The following is an 18,672-nucleotide window of genomic DNA, read 5'->3' as shown; positions in this document are numbered from 1 at the left end:
GGCCAATCATATCTTGGAGCAGACCAATTTCAGGCGCTCCCATGTATCAGCAGCGGTCAGTGCCTCTGCGTATTCCATTTCCAACTCGCCCTCCTGAATCAGCAAACCGGCTGGAAGCTGCTCAGCGGGCGTCACCGTTCCATCGTCATCCAAGAGGGTTTGCATCCGTTCGGCGCGGGCTTTGGCTCGGCTGTTCATGAGCTGTTTTCCTCCACTCGTTCATTCCTACTTATCTAGCGGCGAGGCTTTAGCGCAGTGTAAACTCATCCCATGACCTTGCTGGAGCGGATCACCGTTAACCCCGCGCAGTGTGGTGGGCGGCCCTGTATTCGCGCATTGACCTGAACTTCAAGAGGCGTTGGAGGCGGTGCTAGCATCAGCCTGTCCGGCCTCTGCTGTCAGGCTGATGCTGGAACGCCGCTGCAAGTCGCGCTTTGCTGCCCACAACCCGCACCCCAGGAGCTGATATGAACCATTGCCGCAGTGTGATGCTCAGTCTTTCCCTTGCCCTGCTGCCTTCGCTGGCACAGGCCATCACGCCGGTTCAGCAGGCAGCGGCTTTTCTCAAGGCGGGCGACAGTGCCCTGGCCGCCCATCAGTTCGCCGCCGCCGAGCAGAGCTACCAGCGGGCGGCGGACGCTTTTCATCTGGCGCAGATGCCCACCCAGGAAGCCGCCGCTTACGAAAAACTGGCCGCCGCCTTCGAGCAGGAAGCTGACAGCCTTCTTGCACCCCCGGCAGCCGCTCCGGCCCAAGCCGCTCCCGTGCCAAAAGCAGCGCCTCTGTCAAAACCAGCGCCCACACCAAAACCAGTGTCCACCACGCCTCCTCAGAATGTTCCTGCCGCTCGGGGCAGCGTGACCATCACCGTTCCGGCGCAGGTTCCGGCGGGTAAATCCTTCCCAGTTCACGTCTCCGGCTTTGCGGGTGATCCTGGCGACTGGGTAACGGTGGTGCCTGTTGGCACGCCGGATAAGCTCTATGACCAGTATTTTTACGCCAACAGCAAACGCGAGATGGATTTCACCTTCACACCACTTGATCCGGGCCAGTACGAGGTCAAGGTGTTTTTTGACAAACCGAACTTCCAGAACATCGTGCAGGCCCGCCGTACCTTCACGGTGACGGGAACCGCCAAAGCTAAAGGCCCAGTGCCTGCCTCACTGCCCAGGGGCATTTACCAGTGTTTTCTCTACGCTCCGCACGTCAATTTTTCGGGTGGCTTCACCATGCAGTTGGAACCCTTCCTTGACATCAATCTGGGCAGCGCCGAGTTCCCCTTCCGCTACGACGCCGCCGCAGGCAAGCTGAACTTCACGGGCGGGCTGTTTAATGGCGCGGTGGCCGACGCTTTCTTCCGGGGAAAGAGTCCGGCCATCGGCTTTCACCGTCCGCTGGACGGCACACTCGTCAACTGCTGGCCCCGCTGAAGCAGGCAGAATATCTGGTGCTCAGCGCACGTTTACAAAGATCCACAGATTCCAGTCTCGTCCCGGAAACATGGGCCTCTCGCTCCCCTGCTCCGCAGCTTTGGAAGTCTTCCTGCCGGGGAGGCTGGCACTGGCACAGCTTTGTGGGGCAGCTCTACGGGTCCGCAAGAGAGAACAAACCGCAAATGCCTTTCGGACGTCACTTATCGAAAATGAGAGGACTTTTAAAGCACGCTGTAAGCTCACTCTATGACTCTGCTGGAGCGCATCACCATTAACCCCGCGCAGTGCGGAGGGCGGCCCTGTATCCGAGATATGCGAATTCGGGTTAGCGACGTGCTGGATTTGCTGGGCGCAGGCGTGGAAGCCGATGAGATTTTGCGCGACTACCCCGACTTGCAACGCGAGGATATTGAAGCCGCTTTGCATTGGGCCGCCCTCCAAACCCCGTAAACTACCCCCATGACCACTGCCCCCCAACCCGTGCAGGTGGCCCCGGCCCCGGCTGCGGCTTACCGCGCCACCACCGCGCAGCACCTGATCACCATTGCGCTGGCGTGGTGGCTGCTGGCCGGACTGTTTCTGGACGGCTGGGCGCACAACAACCTGGGCGAGTCGCTAGAAACCATCTTCACACCCTGGCACGCGGTCTTTTACAGCGGCTTCCTGGCGGTGGCGGGCTGGTGCCTGTACCTGGCCTCGCGCGGCTGGCAGATGGGACGGCGCGGCCTGTCCGCCTTCCCCGACGGCTACGGCCTGGCGGCCATTGGCGTGCCGCTGTTCGGCCTGGGCGGAATCGGCGATCTGACGTGGCACACGGTTTACGGCATAGAGGTGGGCATTGAGGCGCTGCTCTCGCCCACGCACTTAATGCTGTTCGCGGGCGGCTCCCTGATCGTGGCCTCGCCGCTGAATGCCGCGTGGCAATCGCGGACGCCCCGGCTTGCGCCCCTGAACCTGCGCTGGGTGGCGGTGCTGTCGGCCACGTCGGTTCTGGCGCTGACCGCCTTTATCCACATGTACATGTGGGGCCTGCTGAGCGTGCCGCAGGGCCTGGGCTGGGTGCAGACGCGCGGCGAACTCAGCGCCGTGTTGCTGACCGCGTTGATGCTGGCCGCGCCCGTGCTGTTGCTGCTGCGCCGTTTCGTGCTGCCTTTTGGTGCAATCACGGTCATGTACACCCTGACCAATACCGCGATGGCCCTGATGCTCGCCCCCGGCGACTGGCGTTTGCCCGGCGTGGCGTTCGTGTGCGGCCTGCTGGCGGACGTGCTGTGCGTGTTGTTGCGGCCCTCGCCTGCGCGGGTTTGGGCTTTCCGGACGTTTGCCTTTCTGCTGCCACTGGCGGTGTGGGTGCCGTATCTGGGCGGCGTGGTGCGGCTGGGCCTCAGCAACCTGAGCCTGGAACTGTGGCTGGGTGTGGCGGTCATGACCGGGTTGGGAGGGCTGGCCTTGTCGGCGCTGGTGTTGCCGCCCGCGTTGCCAGTGGAGGCTTTGCAAGAGGGAGAAGGGTAAGGGGTGGCTCCCACGGTTTAACCCCTCCAGCGCTCCGCGCCACCTCCCCTTAGAAGGGAGGCAAGGAGATTTCGCCGTGGCACGATCAATTGCGACTCTTGGCTCCCCTTGAGGGGAGCTGGCGGCGAAGCCGACTGAGGGGTTAAACCGTTGCACTCACCCTTGCCCCTCAATGCCCCATCCCCGGCATCTCCATCTCCATTTCGGGCAACGGCAGCAACCCTGCCCCACGCGCTTTCAATAGCGAAGTCATAAAGCGAATCTCGCCGCCCTGCGTAACCTGCATCTGGCGGGCGAGGTGGCGCACCTGGGGCAACACCCCCGGCTCCAGCGCAGGCGGAATCATTCGCAACGCGCCCTGATGGTGGCGGGTCATCAGTTGCAGAAATTTGATCTCGGCCTGTAGCACGGGCAGAGTTCTCAGCGATACCAGCTCCGCGTCCGACGCCATGCCCATACTGTGGGCGTGATCGGCGGACATCTCGAAGGTGTCGGACTGCTTCCAGACCGTCAAAAAGCCGCGCATCTGGCGAATCTGCTCCTCCTGCGACAGTTGGATGTCCAGCGCCGCCGAGCGAATGGTGCGGTCTGCGCTGCGTTTTCGGATCAGCACCGCCAGCGTAATGGCCTGATCGTGGTGGGCGATCATCGCGCGCGTGAAGGTCACTTCTGGGCTGTTGATGGTTGGTGTTGGGGTTCTCGGAGTCAGCAGCAGAAAAACGCCCACTCCCACGGCAAAAAGAACCAGCGCCAATGCGGCCAGCAGTTGCGGTCTAGGTTTGCTGCGCGTCATACATCCGTTGCCGATCCCGGAACGCCGCTTTCTGAGCCTCCGTCGTCGCCTCCACACACTGCGGGCAACTCACGCCTTCCTCGTAGGCCGTGTGCGCCCGTTCATCCGCGCCCAGGGGCCAGCCGCAGGAGTGGCACATCGCGGCCCCGCCCTCGCGCAGGCCGTGGCCCACGGTCACGCGGCCATCAAAGACAAAGCATTCGCCGTTCCAGCGGCTGTCCTCTTCCGGCACATCCTCCAGATACTTCAGGATGCCGCCGCGCAGGTGCAATACGTCTGTGAAGCCGCGCTCACGCAGCAGGCTGGTGCTTTTCTCGCAGCGAATGCCCCCGGTGCAGAACATGGCGACGCGTTTACCCGCCAGTTCGTCGGCATGCGCGTCCAGCCACGCGGGAAACTCGCGGAAGCTGTCGATTAGCGGGTTGACTGCCCCCTCAAAGGTTCCGGCGCTGACTTCGTAGCGGTTGCGGGTGTCCACCACCACCACATCCGGGTCAGCGATCAGGGCGTTCCAGTCGCCCGCCTCCACGTACTGCCCGGCCTGGGAAGTGGGTTCGACGGGCAGGCCCAGCGTCACGATCTCGGATTTCAGGCGCACCTTGAAGCGTTTGAAGGGCTGTCCGGTGCTGTGCGATTCCTTGGCTTCCAGTCGGTCAAAACCCGCTGATTGGAGGAAGGCACTCAGCTCGTCAACCGCCGCCCGCGTTCCGGCCACCGTGCCGTTGATGCCCTCTGACGCGACGATCAGCGTGCCGCACAGGCCGGAGCCTTCGCCCAGTTGCAGCAGCTCGGCGCGCAGGGCGGTAGGGTCCGGCACGTTGCGAAACTGATAGAGGGCCAGAACGGTGAAGGGAGCGGAGGAGGGGAGAACACTGAGCATGCCTCCGCAGAATAGCGGCCCTACCCGCACCTCAGCGTGAGTTCAGGCGGCCTCCGTCGCCACCAGCCTCAACCGTTCCCATTCTGACGGGCGTAGTCGCGCCGGATCATAGAGTTGCCGCGCATCATGCCGAAGCGCTCGTAAAAGGGCACCAGATCGTCGTCGCAGGCGGTGTCGATCATGTACAGACCGTCCAGTTGCGCCAGCAGGTTCTCCATCAGGCGCGAGGCGACGCCCTGTCCACGCCACTGCGCCTGGACCTCCAGCAGCGGAATGTAGGCGCTCAGCACGCCGTCGCTGATGGCCTGCACATATCCGATTACCTGTCCGTCTTCCACTGCCAGCGCCATGTGGGACGAGCCGGACAGCATGCGCCACAGCGTTTCCAGTGTCGGCGGGTTGGGCCAGCCTTCGAAAAAGCCGGTCAGGGCGGCGGGCGTGATTCCTTCCAGTGTGGTCTGAATCTGCATTTCTACCACTCTGAAGCATGGGCAGAGGCTAAGCATCGGCCATCTGGCGCACCTTACGCGGTCCCAGTACATTGTCCAGATGCCCGATAACGCCCCCAAGCTGTTCCAGCCGCTCAAGCTTCAGCGCCTCACGCTGCCCAACCGCATCGTCGTCTCGCCCATGTGCATGTACAGCGCGCATGATGGTCTGGCCAACGATTTTCATCTGGTGCACCTGGGTCAGTTTGCGCTGGCCGGGGCGGGTCTGATCTTCACCGAGGCCGCCGCCGTCTCGCCGGAAGGCCGGATCAGCCCAGAGGACCTGGGGTTGTGGTCCGATGATCACATCGTACCGCTGGGCCGCGTGACCGACTTTATCCACGCGCACGGCAGGCTGGTGGGGATTCAACTGGCGCACGCGGGGCGCAAGGCCAGCACCTACGCCCCGTGGCGCGGCAAAGGCGCGGTGCCGCACGAGTACGGCGGCTGGGAGTTGATCGGGCCGGACACGCAGTCCTTCGCGCCGATCTTTCCCACGCCCAGCGCCATGACGGTGGCCGACATCGAGCGCGTGACCCAGGATTTCGTGGCCGCCGCCCAGCGTGCGGAAATGGCGGGTTTTGACGTGATCGAGGTCCACGCCGCGCACGGCTACCTGCTGCACCAGTTCCTGTCGCCGCTGTCCAACTCGCGCACCGATGATTACGGCGGCTCCTTCGAGAACCGCACGCGCTTCGTGATGGAAGTGGTGCGGGCCGTGCGTGGCGGCTGGCCCATGCACAAGCCGCTGTTCGTGCGCCTCAGTGCCACCGATTGGGCCGAGGGCGGCTGGGATCTGGAGCAGACCGTGAAACTGGCGGGCCTGCTTTACCGGCACGGGGTAGACGTGCTGGACGTCAGCAGCGGCGGCCTGACCACTGCGCAGCAGATCACCCCTGAACCCGGCTATCAGGTGCCCTTCGCCTCCGCCGTCAAGAAGGCCGTGTCCGGTATGGACGTGATGGCCGTGGGCATGATCGAGTCGCCGGAACAGGCCGAGCGCATCCTGCAAGACGGCGACGCCGACCTGATTGCGCTGGCCCGCCCCCTGCTGGGTGATCCGCACTGGTCCCAGTTTGCCGCGAAGCGTCTGGATGTGGAGGTGGAAATCGTTCCGCAGTACCAGCGCGGCCATCGGCTGGATTAGCGGGCTGGGGGCAGGGAGCGGGTTCGCTGCTCGCCCTGCCCCTCAACCTCATTCCTTGTAAAAGAGGCGACGGGCAGGGCGTCCCGGTGCGGGTGCGTCATATCAAGCTGATGACACGGCACAGAGGGGCGAAGCGGCAGATGGGGGAGAGTTCATCGGGCAGGCCGTCATTTGATTGAAAAAAATGGCCCTGCTCCAGATGCCTACACCTTCACCAGATAGGCGCTGTCAATCACGTCCAGATCACGCACCGCCCGCAATTGCTCGGCGCTCAGCCCCTCGTCCAGCGTCAACGTGAACAGCGCCTCCCCACCGCGTTGTGCGCGCCCCAGTGCCATCCCGGCGATGTTCACGCCCCACGTTCCCAGGAGCGTGCTGAGCTGCGCCACTGCTCCAGGCTTGTCCTGATTACTGGCGATCAGAATGTAGCCCTCCGGCTCCAGTTCCACGCGGTAATCGCGCAGGCGGGTCAGGCGCGGGCTGCGGCCAAACACCGTGCCGCCCACCGTGCGGGTGCGGGCCTTGTCCGGTCCCTGCGTGCTGACCTTCACGATCACTTCCGTCTGGTAATCCGGGCTGTCGGTCTGCTCGCGCACGGCCAGATTCAGGCCGCGTTCCTTGGCCAGCGCACGGGCGTTGATCATGTTGGGCCTTTCGTCGGTGCTGCCCGACAGGTAACCCACCAGCACGCTGGAGACCACCGGGGCCGGGTCTACCGGAAACTCACCCCGGAAGGTCACTTCGATGTCATACGCGCCGGGCAGCAGTTGCCCCTGGATGCGGCCCAGCTTCTCGCCCAGATCCAGATAGCCGCCCAGTGCCTCCAGCGTCTTGGGGTCCAGCGCCGGGGCGTTCACCGCGCCCTTGCTCACGTCGCCCTGCAAGGCGGCCAGCACGCGCGAGACGATCTCCGCGCCCACGCGCTCCTGCGCCTCACGGGTGTTCGCGCCCAGGTGGGCAGTGATCCCCAGATTCGGCGCACCCAGGAAAATATGATCGGCGGTGGGCGGCTCGTCCACGAACACGTCCACCCCGGCCCCGAACAGGTGCCCGCTGTGCAGGGCGTCCACCAGCGCCTGTTCCTCGATGATGCCGCCGCGCGCCGCGTTGACCACGATTGCGTCGGGTTTCATCAGCGCCAATTCGCGTGCGCCCACCATGCCCGTGGTTTCCTCGGTCAGCGGGGTGTGGACGGTCAAAAACTCCACCTGGGCCAGCAGTTCGTCCAGCGTGGCGGCGCGGGTCACGCCCAGACGCTCGAATTTGCTGTCGGGCACGTAGGGATCATAGGCCACCACATTCATCCGCAGACCCTGTGCGCGGTCCGCCACCATGCTGCCAATCCGGCCCAGACCGACGATGCCCAGCGTGCGGTCCTTCAGCTCCAGACCCAGGAATTTGCGGTCCCACTCGCCCGCGCGGGTTTTGCGGTCCGAGCGGGTCAGGCCACGCGCTGCCGCCATCAGGTGCATTACGGCCAGTTCCGCCGCCGAGACGTTGTTGCTTTCCGGGGCGTTCAGCACCAGCAATCCGCGCAGGCTTGCATAGTCCAGATCGATGTTGTCCACGCCCACGCCGCCGCGTCCGATCACCTTCAGGCGCGGTCCGGCGGCGTCGATCAGCTCACGGTCCACCTTGGTGCGGCTCCTCGTGATCAGCGCGTCGTATTCGGGCAGGCGGCGCAGCGTCTCGGCACGGTCCATGTTGCCCTCGTAATCGATCTGAAAGCCGTCGTGGTCCAGGTTGCCGGGGTTCATCTCGTCGCAGATCAGCACGCGCAGCACTTGCGCTTGTGGATTCTGGTCAGTCGGGGCGGAAGCAGGGGCGCTCATGCCCGCAGGGTAAGCCGCGCGGGCCGGGCGGGGGGCGGTTTATCTAGCCCGTTGAAGATGACGGCGCGGTCCAGCGGTCCTTTAGAGTGAGGCACTCACCTTCAGGGCCGCCGCCAGCAACGGCGCGTATTCTGCGTCGCTCACCTCGTAAACCCCCAGCGTTTCCAGATGTGGATTCTGAATCTGGGCGTCTAGCAGAATGAAACCTCTGGCCCGCACATACTCGGCCAGACGGATCACGGCCACCTTACTGGCGTTGGTGACCCGGTGAAACTTGCTTTCGGCAATGAACGCGCCGCCCAGCGCGAGGCCCAGGATGCCCCCGGCGAGCTTGCCGTCCTGCCAGACCTCAAAGGAATGGGCTAGCCCGGTTTCATGCAGATGCCCATACAGGTCCGTCAGTTCCGGGCTGATCCACTCGCCGTCCCGCTCCGGCGTTCCTGCCAGGTGGCCCCGGCAGCCTTCCAGCACGTCCTCAAACGCAGTGTCCACGCGGACCTCGAAACGCGGCAGCTCCCGGCGCAAGCGGCGGGCTACATGCAGGCCCGCCTCTTCTGTCAGCGGCACCAGTGCGCGGCCCGGCACGCTGTACCACTGCACGCCGTCGCCGTTGTCCATCAGAAAGCCGCCGCCCGCATAGCCCTGCGCGACTTCGCGGGTCAGGGGGTCCGGGTGCCTCAGGAAATGGGTGGCAGTCGGCATCTCAGCGGGTGGGCGAGACGGGGCGAAGGTTTACCACCACATCCCGCCTATTTCGCATATAGCACCGCCTGCGTGCAGCGGAACAGCGCCATGATCTTGCCCTGTGGCCCGCGTACCTCGGCGTCCCAGACCTGGGTGGTGCGCCCGGCGTGGACACTGCGGGCCTCGCAGGTAATCGCGCCCTCGCGCGCCGTGCCCAGGTGGTTGCTCTTGAGTTCGATGGTGGTAAAGCCGGTGGCCCCCTCGGGCAGCAGCAGGCGCGTGCCGTAACCGCAACTGGTATCGGCCAGCGCCACCACACTCGCGGCATGCAGAAAGCCGTTGGGGGCCAGCAGTTCAGGGCGCAGCGTCAGTTCAGAGCGGATCAGCCCACGCTCGGCGTGCGTGAAGCGAATGCCGATCAGGCCGGGCAGTTTGCCCTCGCCCTGACGGTTCAGCTCGTCCAGTGTGGGAATGGGGCGGGTGGAGGGTTCAGACATGGGGCTTAAAGTAGCAGCTCATTTTCCCGGTGCCCATAATCCACAACCTACTGCGGCCACAGGCGGTCCACCCAGCCCGCCGGATTGGTCCCCTCGCCGCGTACCCGCATTTCCAGGTGCAAGTGTGGCCCGGCGCTGAGGCCAGTGGTGCCTACCTCGCCCAGTTTCTGGCCGCGCTTGACGGTCTGCCCGGCCTTGACCACAATTTTGCTCTGGTGGAAATACAGGCTGGTCACGCCTGCGCCGTGGTCGATCAGGACCAGACCGCCGCGCACCGGGTATTTGCCTGCCAGGATGACCTTGCCGTCGTTGACCGCCAGCACCGGGGTGCCCACTGGAGCCGGGTAGTCGGTGCCGAAGTGATAGGCCACCTCGCCCCCGGCCACGTAGGTGCGCGGCTGCCCGAAGCTGCTGCTGGTGGCCTTGGCCTTTACTAGTGCGGGGGCAAAAGGTTTAGTCCAGACCTGCGGGGTCCGCAACATGTACGCCCTGTCCACGGCGGCGTCCTCGGCGGCCTTGCCGGGGTCCTGCAAGACGGCGCTGACGCGCGCGGGCAGGTTCAGGTGCTGGATCGGCTGGTCCAGACCCACCACCGGAATGCGCCCCCGGATCAGCTCGCCGCCCAGGTTGACTTCATAGACCACGGGTGTCGTCTTGCCCAGCACCACGCGGCCAAGCACCACGTACTCGCCCGCCGCGCCGATGGGCTTGAGAACTTCGTTGGGCATCCGCACGTCCTCGCCCACCTCGCTGGGAAAACGCACGGTGGCCTGGGCCGCCCGCGCGCCGGACAGTTGCACGGTGAACGCCTCGCCCATCCGCAGGCTCTGCGGCACGCGCACGGTCACGCCAGAGATGCTGGAGGTGGGGGACGTGGGCGTGAGTTGCTCGGCGGGCAGTGGCGCAGGCAGGGCGGGCTTGCTGGTGGCTGGCGCGCTGGATATGGGGGCCACGCCGGGAATCCGCAACTCCTGCCCGATTTCCAGCGTCGTGCCCTTCAGGCTGTTCAGACGGACGATGGAACTGACGCTGGTGTTGTTGGCCCGCGCAATCGAGTACAGGGTGTCGCCCTTCCTGACGGTATAGGCCCCGGCCACGCCGAACAGCAGGGAAAAGGAGAGCAGCAGGGCGGCGCGGGAATTCATGCCCGGCAGAATAAGGGGGAGATGTGAGAAAGCTGACACGGGGGCATGGGCTGGAGATGGACTGGGGCGAGAAGCCGTCGCCAGATCGCTCACACACGGGTTTCCAGCTTCGTCAGGGGGAGACTGGCGGCTTCCTGTACGGCCCAGGTCGCCACAAAAAAAGGAGCCGTCAGATTCGACGGCTCCTTTCTGTTGGTCCTCTGTTGCAATTACTTCAGAGGGGCGCACAGGGGCACGACGCTCAGGGCGGCGGCCTCGTGGATGTTGATGTACGCCGCACCATTCAGGGCCGCGATGTTCTGGAGGCCCTTGAGGGTCAGGGCGCCGTTGGCGTCGCTCGTCATGGCGTCACCGATCATGCCGTTGAGAACGTCGCCGCTCGACGCGCAGGCGTCGGTCGTGCTGGCAGCGCCCATCGTGTGGTAGTGGGCCAGGTACTTGGTGTTGGCCTTCAGGCCGGTGGCCGTCAGGGTGGTGGCGCGGTCGCCGCTGCTTAGATCGATGTACTTGGCGGTGCCTGCCGATCCCTTGTAGGCCGCGTCGTTGGGCAGCATGGCCTTGAAAGCGATGGTCTTGCTGGTGCCGGTCACTTCGGGGGCCGTGTTCTTGCCGCAGGACGCGAGGGCGAGGGTGCCGATCAGGGCTATCAGTGCAATTTTCTTCATGTAAAACCTCCTGGGGATGGGTGGTGCGCCAGCGAGATTAACATATTTCGAGGCCGGGCTAAAGCGCGTTTCCTCCGGTGTGGGGCAGGCACAGAGCCGTCTTCACCTCCCCCGCGCCCACCTGCGCTAGCCTGCAAGGCGACATCATGACGCCTTCATTTTCCCGCCGCGCGGCGCTGCTGACCCTCACGCTCATCCTGGGAACGGGTCTGGGTGGTCCGGGCGGCGCGCAGGACAGTGATCTTCCCGCTGTCCCCGCTGTGCCGATCACCGCCCCCCCGTCAGACCCTGTGCCAATTCCCGTGCCAGAGCTGCCGCCGACGCCCATCCCGGCCCCGTCCGCCGAACCTGTGCAACCCGCACCAGAGCCGGTTTTGATCCCAGTGCCTGTGCCCCCAGTAACTGTGCCGCAACTGCCAATGCCCGCCCTGCCTCAGCCGGTGGTGCCTGCGCCGATCATTCCTTTACCCGTGCCGCCCAGACCACCCGTCGGCAGTGGCGTTCGGGGCCTGTGGGTGGACGCCTTCGGGCCGGGCCTGAAGACGAGGGCGCAGGTCACGCAGATGGTGGACGACGCCGCGCGCATGGGCGTCAATACGCTGTTCGTGCAGGCCATTCGCCGCGCCGACTGCCTGTGTCTCAAGGCCAGCGTGCCCAGGGCGACAGACGCCGATCTGGAAAAGGGGCTGGACCCGCTGGGTCTCACGGTGCGGCTGGCCCACGCGCGCGGCATTCGGGTGATCGCCTGGGTGGCGGTGACGGGCATCGCCAACGCGGCTGCGCCCAACACCAACCCCGCGCATATCTCGCGCACGCATGGGCCGAACTCCGGCGCGGCGTCGTGGATGGCCCGCCGCCCCGACGGCACCTGGCAGGAGGGCAACGACGGCTGGCTGGACCTGGGCATCCCCGAGGCCGCCGAGTACGCCATTCAGGGTGTGGTAAGTCTGGTTAAAAACTACGGCGTAGACGGCGTGCAACTGGACCGCATCCGCTACCCGGACGGCGATGTGTGGGGCTACGATCCCAAGGTGCTATCCCGTTACCGCGCCGAGACAGGCCGCACGGGCACGCCTGCCGTGACTGATCCGGTGTGGCAGGACTGGAAGCGCCAGCAGGTGACCAATGTGGTGCGGCGCATCGCGCTGGAGATCAAATCCCTGCGCCCGGACGCCTGGATTACGGCGGCCACCATCACCTACAGCCAGCCGCCCGCGCCCGGCGACATGCCAGCCTTCCGCCGCACCCGCACCTACAGCGACGTGCTTCAGGACTGGCCCACCTGGATGCAGAGCGGACTGCTGGACCTGAACGTGCTGATGAATTACAAACGCGACGCGGTGGGCGAGCAGGGGCAGTGGTTCGACGGCTGGAACGCCTTCGCGGGCAGTGTGCGGGCGCGGCCCGACGGCCTGAACGCGGGCGTGGCCGCCGGGACCGCCATGTACCTGAACGGCGCGCCCGTGACCGCCGATCAGGCGGGGCGCAGCGTGGGCGCGGGCCTGGGCTGGGTGGGCTACTCTTACCGCACCCCCACGCTGGACGTGTACGGCGCGAAGGAAACCACCGCGCAGGGCCTGAACACCATTCAGAAACTGCTGACAGCCCCTGGCGCGGCCCTCGCCTCGCCCGCCCCGTGGAAGGAAAAGCCGCCCACCTCGCGCGGGCTGATGGGCCGCATCACCGGCACGCCCGTTCCCGGATTCCGTGTCGTGGAGGCCCTGCAAAATGGTCAGGTGCTGGCCTACTCGCTGACCGACGGCAGCGGCTACTACGGTTTCGCGGCGCTGCCTCCCGGCAAGACCGAGGTTCGCGTCAGCGGCCAGCGCTGGGTGGACACCGTGCCCGAACGCGGCATCGTGCGGCTGCCCGATCTGACGGTGCGTGACCTGAAACCTGTGACGGCTGTGCCCATGCCCGTAACCCCCGCGATTCTTTCTCCATCCAAACCCTGAGCCTCCTCCCCCGCATGTGCGGGTAAACTCACTCCATGACCTCCACCGATTCAACTTCCGGCGCGCAGGCGGGCGTCACGCCCCTGGAATTCCGCGAGACGCTGGGACGCTTTGCCAGCGGCGTGACCGTGATCACCGCCACCGACGGCGAAACCCGCCGGGGCATGACCGCCAGCGCCTTCGTCTCGGTCAGCCTGACGCCGCCGCTGATTCTGGTCAGCGTGGACCACCGCGCCCATATGTACGCCCTGCTGTCTCAGGAAAGGGTGACCCACTTCGGTGTCAACGTCCTGAGCAGCACGCAAAAGCACCTGAGTGACCACTTCGCCGGACGCCCCGGCCCCGAGGAAGCCGTGCCGTGGTTTGCCCACGAGGGTCTGCCGCTGATCGGCGGCAGCGTGGCGCAACTGGTCTGCCGCAAGCATCAGGTGATTGAGGCCGGGGACCATACCCTGTACCTGGGTTATGTGGAGTACAGCCGCTATACCGACGACGATCCGCTGCTGTACTTCCGCAGCCAGTACCACGAACTGGGCTAGAAGGGCGGGCGGCATCCCGCACTCCCGCCACCTAAAGACCTCCTTACGCTCTGTGCCAAAGCGGTCAGCCGCAGTGGTCTAGACTTCCGGGCATGACACGCCTCGCCATTCTCGCGGACCTGCACGCCAATCTGGCGGCCACGCTCGCGGTGCATCAGGACGCGGCGCGGCGCGGGATTACCGAGTTCTGGGTGCTGGGCGACGTGGTGGGCAAAGGCCCGCGCCCCCGCGAGGTGCTGGACTGGACCCAGGAATACGCCAGCCGGGTGATCCAGGGCAACTGGGACGCCCGTGTCGCCGGGGCCAGCCACCGCCCGCAGGACCTGTGGCCGCGCAGCAAGCTGACCCCAGATCAACTCACGTACTTGGAGGCGCTGCCCTACGGCATCGAGGAACAGTTTGGCGGCGCGTGGTGGCGCTTTGTCCATGCCAGCAGCCGGGGCCTGTTTCACCGCCTGTACCCGCACAGCAGCCTCTCGGACCAGATCGAGGCGTTCGCGCCCAACCCGCAGTTGGGCCTGATCCAGTACGCCGACGCCCTGGTGTATGCCGACATGCACGAGGCCCTGCTGCTGGACGTGGAGGGCCGCCCGCTGATCAACTGCGGCAGCGTGGGCAATCCGCTGGACAGCACTTTGCCGTGTTACCTGATCCTGGAATTTGACGAGTCCGGCCCCGGCTACAGCGCCAGCTATGTCCGGTTGACCTACAACCGCGACGAGGAAATCAGCGCCGCCGAGGCCAGCGGGATGCCCTTTACCCGCGAGTACGTCACGGAGTTGCTGACCGGGGCCTTTCAGAAACGTCGGGCGCGAACGGGAGAGGTCTAGGGGATCTGTTGAACGAGTTGTTGCCTTTGGACTGAACGGGCGGGCAAATGTGCTGATGGGCATCTGTGCTGCGACAGGGAGTGAATTTCGCTGAGCATTTGGGAGATCTGAGGACGGCGGGCTTTGCTGTCCTGCCCACCAATAAAAAACTCCCCGCCCGTGAGGGAGAGGAGCCGGGGGCCATTCTTTTTTTGTGTTCCTTTTTGACCGTTCAGTCGCTGCTGGCCGCGCCGATCACCGGGATGCTCAGGGTGGCCACGGTCTGACCGCCGGACATCACGTTGATGGTGACCATCTGATCGATGCTGACGCCGGTATCCGCGCGGCTGACCGTGACGTGCAGCAGAGCCGTGTCGCCGGTCTGGGTCACGCCGTCCAGGGTGATGGTGGTTCCGGCGGCCAGCGTTCCGGCATCCAGGCTCAGGTCACTGGGGATGCTGCCTCCCAGATCGGCCAGCGGCACGGCCAGCGACATCCATGAGCTTTCGGTGTACAGCGCCGGGTAGCTCAGGTCGCCGGTGCTGTCGCTGGCGGTGACCTGTACCGTCGTGGGGGCGGCGAAAGCGGTGGTGAGGACGGCGGGGGCCAGAATCAGGCTCAGGCTGAATGCGGCGGATAGCATGTTCTTTTTCATGATGGTTCTCCTTGGGTGTGGCCCGGTGGCCTTCTGTTTGCCCGTCTTGAGATCAGTGTCCGCCTAGTGTGTGCAGGGAAAGTTCAGGGTCCGTGTAAGTTTTGCGAATGTGCCAGTATGGTAAAAATGCCGTCAGACACGGCTGTCAGCCTCTTACTGATCCCAAATGTGCAGAAACGGCGAAGGCGAGCCGTGCCCCAGGCGCTAGCCTGCCCGCATGGCCGATACCAGCCTCAGCGTCCTGAGCGCCATGATCACGCCTGCCGTGCTGATCAGTGGGGCCGGCACGCTGATCATGAGTACCAGCACGCGGGTGGGCCGGGCCACGGACCGGGTGCGGCAACAGACCGCTCGTTTCCGCCTGCTGGTGTCGGCGGAGGGCCAGCAGGAACCCCGCGCCCGCGAGGAAAAGCGGCTGATCGTGCGCCAACTGCCGCGTCTGGCCCGGCGAACCCGGCTGCTGGTGCGGGCCATGACGGCGCTGTATGTGGCGGTGGCCCTGCTGGTGCTGACCAGCATCCTGATCGGCGGCTCTGCATTGCTGGGAGCTGGGCTGCTGGGCGAACTGTCGGGCGTGCTGCCGGTGCTGCTGGCGGTGGCGGGATCGGCCTCGCTGGCTTACGCGGCCCTGCTGCTCAGCTTCGAGACCCGGCTGAGCGCACGCACCACCCGTGAGGAGATGGATTTTCTGGTGGGCCTGGGCGAACATTATTCGGTTCTTTACGACGACGCCCATCCCGATGATCAAGACCCCATGGTGCTTTCCTCGCAAGAATCAGGGAAGCAGGCTTGAGACGGGCTGGAATTGCGTCCTGGCCGCCTTTCTGACCGTTCGGTCTGGGACGCCTGCCCCGCCGGTGCGGGGGTATGCTGCGCCCCGTGAGTCTGTTGCCCGTCTTCCTGAACCTGAGCGGCGAACGCGCCGTTGTCATTGGCGGCGGCGCGGTGGCCCTGCGCCGGAGCCGGACTCTGCTGGACGCCGGACTGAACGTGACCGTCATCGCGCCCGACATCAGTGGGGAGTTGCTTGACCTGCCTGTTCAGTCCGAGCAACGTGGTTACCGTGGGGGCGATCTGGCTGGCGCGCGTGTGGTGGTGGCGGCGACGGATTGCCCCGAGATCAATGACGCCGTGGTGACCGAAGCCCGCCAGATCGGCGCACTGGTCAACCACGCTGGAGAGGCTGGATCGGGCAATCTGCGCTTCGCGGCCACGGCCCGGCGCGCGGGGGTGCAAGTGGCCGTGAACACCGGGCGCGAATTGCCGATGCTGGCGCAGGCGTTGACCCGCCGGATTGCCGCCCTGCTTCCGCATGAAGCCCAGATCGACGGTTGGACTGCGGCGCGCGAACAGGCCCTGATGCTGGACGGACCGGGCCGCGAGATCGCCATGCATGGCCTGAAGACCGAGATTCAGGCCGCGCTGGGAGGTCCAGCATGACGCTGGCCTGCCCCACCGCGCGGCGTTTCGTGGCCCGCTCTCCGCTGCCCGCCCCTGGTCCGCTGGATTTCGTGGTGGTGGGCCTGAACCACCACACCGCGCCCGTGGAGGTCCGCGAGCGCGCCGCCGTGCGGGCGGGCGAGGAAGACGCGCTGCTCTCGCACCTGTCCCGCCACGCTCGCGAGGTCATGCTGCTGGCCACCTGCAACCGTACCGAGGTGTATCTAGCCGGGCTGACCGGTGATCCGTTGGCTGCCTTTCAGGGGGCCTGGGGCCATGATTTGGAAGACCACCTTTACAGCTACTCCGGCGAGGAAGCCGTGACCCACCTGTACCGCGTCGCCGCCGGGCTGGATAGCCTGGTCATCGGCGAAACCCAGATTCAGGGTCAGGTCAAACGCGCCTGGCAGGCTGCCAACGCGCGTGGCCTGAGCGGGGCGCTGCTGAACAAGGTTGCCCAGGGCGCGCTGGCCGCCGGAAAGCGGGTCCGCACCGAAACCGGCCTCAGTGACAGTGTGGTCAGCGTGTCCAGCGCTGCCGTGGAGTTGGCGGAACTGGCGCTGGGCGGGCTTGCGGGCCGCACCGCCCTGATCATCGGTGCGGGCGAAACCGCAGAGCTGACCCTGATCCATCTGCGCGCTGCTGGCATCGAGGACGTGATCGTGGTCAACCGCACCGCCGAACGCGCCCGCCAGCTTGCCGCCAAGCTGGGGGGCCGGGTCTGCGCCGCCGAATTCCTGCACGAAGCGCTGCCGGAGGCCGACGTGGTGATCGCCTCCAGCGCCGCGCCGCATTACGTGCTGAACGGTGAGGCGGTGGCTGCTGCCCTGGCCACACGCGCGGACCGTCCCATGTTCCTGATCGACATCAGCGTGCCGCGCATCTTGGACCCGAATATTGCCGACGTACCGGGCGCGCACCTGCTCAATCTGGATGACCTGACCGCCGTGGTCCACCACAACCTTCAGGGCCGCCGCGCCGCCTTGCCGCAGGCCGGGGCCATCATCCGCGAGGCCGCCTCTGACCTGAGCCGCTGGTATCTGACGCGCGCCGCGCAGCTTCACCGGACAGGGCGGACGCTGGCGGTGGCGAGCGACTGAGCAAATGGGTGCTGAGTAAATGAGCAGAGTGGCCCGAAGCCTGGAAGGTTTGGACGTTGAGGGCAAACGCCTCCCAGACATTATCCGCCAAAAGTGAATTGCCTTTCAAAACATATTCTGGGAGACGTTCTTTCTCCTGCCACTCGCGCTTCTGGACGTTGCACCTATCTAACCCTCTTTCCCCCAATCCCTGCGCCCCGATTCCCGTACCCTGAATTCCATGTGGACTCTATTTCCTTCCAGCAGCCTGCGCGTGACGGGCGCGGACCGCGTGGACTTTGTGCAGGGGCAGATGACCGGCGATCTGCGCGGCGCGGCAACGCCCGGACTGGTGGCCTGCGCTTTCCTGAACGTGCGCGGCCAGATCGAACAGTTTGCGCGGGCCTATAAACGTGCTGACGACGTGTACCTGCATCTGGACGCTGGACAGGCCGCGCCGCTGATCGCCCGCTTGAAGCGCTACATCATCTTCGATCAGGTGGAGGTTCAGGACGTGTCCGACACCCTCCACACGGTTCATATCTGGGAGGCAGATGGGGTGCCCGGCTGGAACGCGGACGGCCCCGACGCGCAGAGTTTCGAGCTGGGCGGCGGCGTGGTGCTGGCTGGGCACGTGAGCCGCACGGGGACGCCCGGCGTGGACCTGCATTTTCTGGCGCGTCATGAAGCGGAAGTTCTGGCTGCTCTGGGCGGTGAGGAAGCCTCCCTGGACACGCTGGACGCCGCCCGCATCCGCGCCGGGATTCCCGACATCGCCCGCGACGGTTTTCTGGGGGTGCTGCCGCAGGAAGTCGGGCTGGACGTGGGCGGCCCGCTGCCCGCCATCAGCTACCGCAAGGGCTGTTACGTGGGCCAGGAAATCATGGCCCGGCTGGAGGCGCGCGGAACCACCCGCTATCACCTTGCCCAACTGGCTGGAGACGGCTGGGACGTGGGCGCAGACGTGACCCACGCCGGGAAAGTGGTGGGGCAGGCGGGCCTGAACGCGGGCGGCCTGGGTCTGGCCCGTCTCCGCAAGGACCTGCCCGAGAGTGCGGAGGTGGAGGTGGGCGGCACCCCGGCCCGCCTGCAATCCCTGACCGCCCGCACCTGAACCGC

Annotated in this window: 21 protein-coding genes; 11 read left to right on the top strand and 10 right to left on the bottom strand. The window is 65.6% G+C overall.

Annotated elements, in window-relative coordinates; genetic code table 11:
• Positions 1 to 6: 6 nt before the first annotated feature.
• On the bottom strand, positions 7 to 198 hold the full coding sequence (locus DAAJ005_RS10420; RefSeq protein ID WP_151847062.1) for a hypothetical protein: 192 nt from the start codon (positions 196 to 198) through the stop codon (positions 7 to 9).
• Between the two features lie 269 nt (positions 199 to 467).
• On the opposite strand from DAAJ005_RS10420, the gene DAAJ005_RS10415 reads away from it, so the two are divergent.
• The 3 genes from DAAJ005_RS10415 to DAAJ005_RS10405 all read left to right on the top strand — a co-directional run bounded on the left by DAAJ005_RS10415 (position 468) and on the right by DAAJ005_RS10405 (position 2,945).
• Positions 468 to 1,430 (top strand): hypothetical protein, encoded by a 963-nt coding sequence (locus tag DAAJ005_RS10415; protein ID WP_151847061.1) that lies wholly within the window; start codon positions 468 to 470, stop codon positions 1,428 to 1,430.
• Positions 1,431 to 1,679: 249 nt separating this feature from the next.
• Entirely contained in the window at positions 1,680 to 1,883 is a 204-nt protein-coding gene (locus tag DAAJ005_RS10410) for a DUF433 domain-containing protein (protein WP_151847060.1), read from the top strand.
• Between the two features lie 9 nt (positions 1,884 to 1,892).
• Complete coding sequence (locus DAAJ005_RS10405; protein ID WP_151847059.1) at positions 1,893 to 2,945, top strand: hypothetical protein; 1,053 nt, start codon at positions 1,893 to 1,895, stop codon at positions 2,943 to 2,945.
• A gap of 169 nt (positions 2,946 to 3,114) precedes the next feature.
• On the opposite strand, the gene DAAJ005_RS10400 is transcribed toward DAAJ005_RS10405, so the two are convergent.
• The 3 genes from DAAJ005_RS10400 to DAAJ005_RS10390 form a co-directional block, all read right to left on the bottom strand.
• Complete coding sequence (locus tag DAAJ005_RS10400) at positions 3,115 to 3,738, bottom strand: DUF305 domain-containing protein (protein ID WP_151847058.1); 624 nt, start codon at positions 3,736 to 3,738, stop codon at positions 3,115 to 3,117.
• The gene (locus DAAJ005_RS10395; RefSeq protein WP_151847057.1) at positions 3,719 to 4,618 is read right to left on the bottom strand and encodes a rhodanese-related sulfurtransferase; all 900 of its coding nucleotides are present in this window, start codon (positions 4,616 to 4,618) and stop codon (positions 3,719 to 3,721) included. Before DAAJ005_RS10395 ends, DAAJ005_RS10400 begins: the two co-directional genes overlap by 20 nt.
• Positions 4,619 to 4,686: 68 nt before the next feature.
• Complete coding sequence (locus DAAJ005_RS10390) at positions 4,687 to 5,088, bottom strand: GNAT family N-acetyltransferase (protein ID WP_151847056.1); 402 nt, start codon at positions 5,086 to 5,088, stop codon at positions 4,687 to 4,689.
• A gap of 79 nt (positions 5,089 to 5,167) precedes the next feature.
• Here DAAJ005_RS10390 and DAAJ005_RS10385 point away from each other — a divergent pair, with 79 nt between their 5' ends.
• Positions 5,168 to 6,253: an NADH:flavin oxidoreductase/NADH oxidase gene (locus DAAJ005_RS10385; RefSeq protein ID WP_151847055.1), complete on the top strand. Its 1,086-nt coding sequence runs from the start codon at positions 5,168 to 5,170 to the stop codon at positions 6,251 to 6,253.
• Positions 6,254 to 6,456: 203 nt separating this feature from the next.
• On the opposite strand, the gene serA is transcribed toward DAAJ005_RS10385, so the two are convergent.
• The 5 genes from serA to DAAJ005_RS10360 all read right to left on the bottom strand — a co-directional run bounded on the left by serA (position 6,457) and on the right by DAAJ005_RS10360 (position 11,076).
• On the bottom strand, positions 6,457 to 8,085 hold the full coding sequence (serA, locus tag DAAJ005_RS10380) for a phosphoglycerate dehydrogenase (protein ID WP_151847054.1): 1,629 nt from the start codon (positions 8,083 to 8,085) through the stop codon (positions 6,457 to 6,459).
• An 81-nt stretch (positions 8,086 to 8,166) separates the two neighbouring features.
• Entirely contained in the window at positions 8,167 to 8,787 is a 621-nt protein-coding gene (aat, locus tag DAAJ005_RS10375; RefSeq protein ID WP_151847053.1) for a leucyl/phenylalanyl-tRNA--protein transferase, read from the bottom strand.
• Positions 8,788 to 8,834: 47 nt separating this feature from the next.
• A complete protein-coding gene (locus DAAJ005_RS10370) occupies positions 8,835 to 9,266 on the bottom strand; it encodes a PaaI family thioesterase (protein ID WP_192930729.1) in 432 nt (143 codons plus the stop codon).
• A 47-nt stretch (positions 9,267 to 9,313) separates the two neighbouring features.
• The gene (locus DAAJ005_RS10365) at positions 9,314 to 10,411 is read right to left on the bottom strand and encodes a M23 family metallopeptidase (RefSeq protein ID WP_151847052.1); all 1,098 of its coding nucleotides are present in this window, start codon (positions 10,409 to 10,411) and stop codon (positions 9,314 to 9,316) included.
• A 209-nt stretch (positions 10,412 to 10,620) separates the two neighbouring features.
• Positions 10,621 to 11,076, bottom strand: a complete 456-nt coding sequence (locus DAAJ005_RS10360) for a hypothetical protein (RefSeq protein WP_151847051.1) — start codon at positions 11,074 to 11,076, stop codon at positions 10,621 to 10,623.
• A gap of 146 nt (positions 11,077 to 11,222) precedes the next feature.
• On the opposite strand from DAAJ005_RS10360, the gene DAAJ005_RS10355 reads away from it, so the two are divergent.
• The 3 genes from DAAJ005_RS10355 (at position 11,223) to DAAJ005_RS10345 (ending at position 14,400) form a co-directional block, all read left to right on the top strand.
• The gene (locus DAAJ005_RS10355) at positions 11,223 to 13,031 is read left to right on the top strand and encodes a glycoside hydrolase family 10 protein (RefSeq protein ID WP_226342377.1); all 1,809 of its coding nucleotides are present in this window, start codon (positions 11,223 to 11,225) and stop codon (positions 13,029 to 13,031) included.
• A gap of 35 nt (positions 13,032 to 13,066) precedes the next feature.
• Complete coding sequence (locus DAAJ005_RS10350; protein ID WP_151847050.1) at positions 13,067 to 13,570, top strand: flavin reductase family protein; 504 nt, start codon at positions 13,067 to 13,069, stop codon at positions 13,568 to 13,570.
• Positions 13,571 to 13,662: 92 nt separating this feature from the next.
• On the top strand, positions 13,663 to 14,400 hold the full coding sequence (locus tag DAAJ005_RS10345) for a metallophosphoesterase (protein ID WP_151847049.1): 738 nt from the start codon (positions 13,663 to 13,665) through the stop codon (positions 14,398 to 14,400).
• 211 nt (positions 14,401 to 14,611) lie between these two features.
• Here DAAJ005_RS10345 and DAAJ005_RS10340 read toward each other — a convergent pair whose 3' ends face one another.
• Positions 14,612 to 15,034, bottom strand: coding sequence for a hypothetical protein (locus DAAJ005_RS10340; protein WP_151847048.1), 423 nt, complete (start codon positions 15,032 to 15,034; stop codon positions 14,612 to 14,614).
• A 217-nt stretch (positions 15,035 to 15,251) separates the two neighbouring features.
• Between DAAJ005_RS10340 and DAAJ005_RS10335 the strand changes: the two genes are divergently transcribed.
• The 4 genes from DAAJ005_RS10335 (at position 15,252) to DAAJ005_RS10320 (ending at position 18,667) form a co-directional block, all read left to right on the top strand.
• The gene (locus DAAJ005_RS10335; protein ID WP_151847047.1) at positions 15,252 to 15,827 is read left to right on the top strand and encodes a DUF2721 domain-containing protein; all 576 of its coding nucleotides are present in this window, start codon (positions 15,252 to 15,254) and stop codon (positions 15,825 to 15,827) included.
• Between the two features lie 86 nt (positions 15,828 to 15,913).
• A complete protein-coding gene (locus DAAJ005_RS10330; protein WP_226342376.1) occupies positions 15,914 to 16,474 on the top strand; it encodes a bifunctional precorrin-2 dehydrogenase/sirohydrochlorin ferrochelatase in 561 nt (186 codons plus the stop codon).
• Entirely contained in the window at positions 16,471 to 17,574 is a 1,104-nt protein-coding gene (hemA, locus tag DAAJ005_RS10325) for a glutamyl-tRNA reductase (protein WP_192930728.1), read from the top strand. The genes DAAJ005_RS10330 and hemA overlap by 4 nt, the downstream gene beginning before the upstream one ends.
• 220 nt (positions 17,575 to 17,794) lie before the next feature.
• Entirely contained in the window at positions 17,795 to 18,667 is an 873-nt protein-coding gene (locus tag DAAJ005_RS10320) for a folate-binding protein YgfZ (RefSeq protein ID WP_151847045.1), read from the top strand.
• Positions 18,668 to 18,672 lie beyond the last annotated feature (5 nt).

It is taken from the genome of Deinococcus sp. AJ005 (genome assembly GCF_009017495.1).
Classification (GTDB): Bacteria; Deinococcota; Deinococci; order Deinococcales; family Deinococcaceae; genus Deinococcus.
The sequence above is the reverse complement of the archived record's forward strand: the minus strand, read 5'-3'. Positions and strand labels throughout refer to the sequence as shown.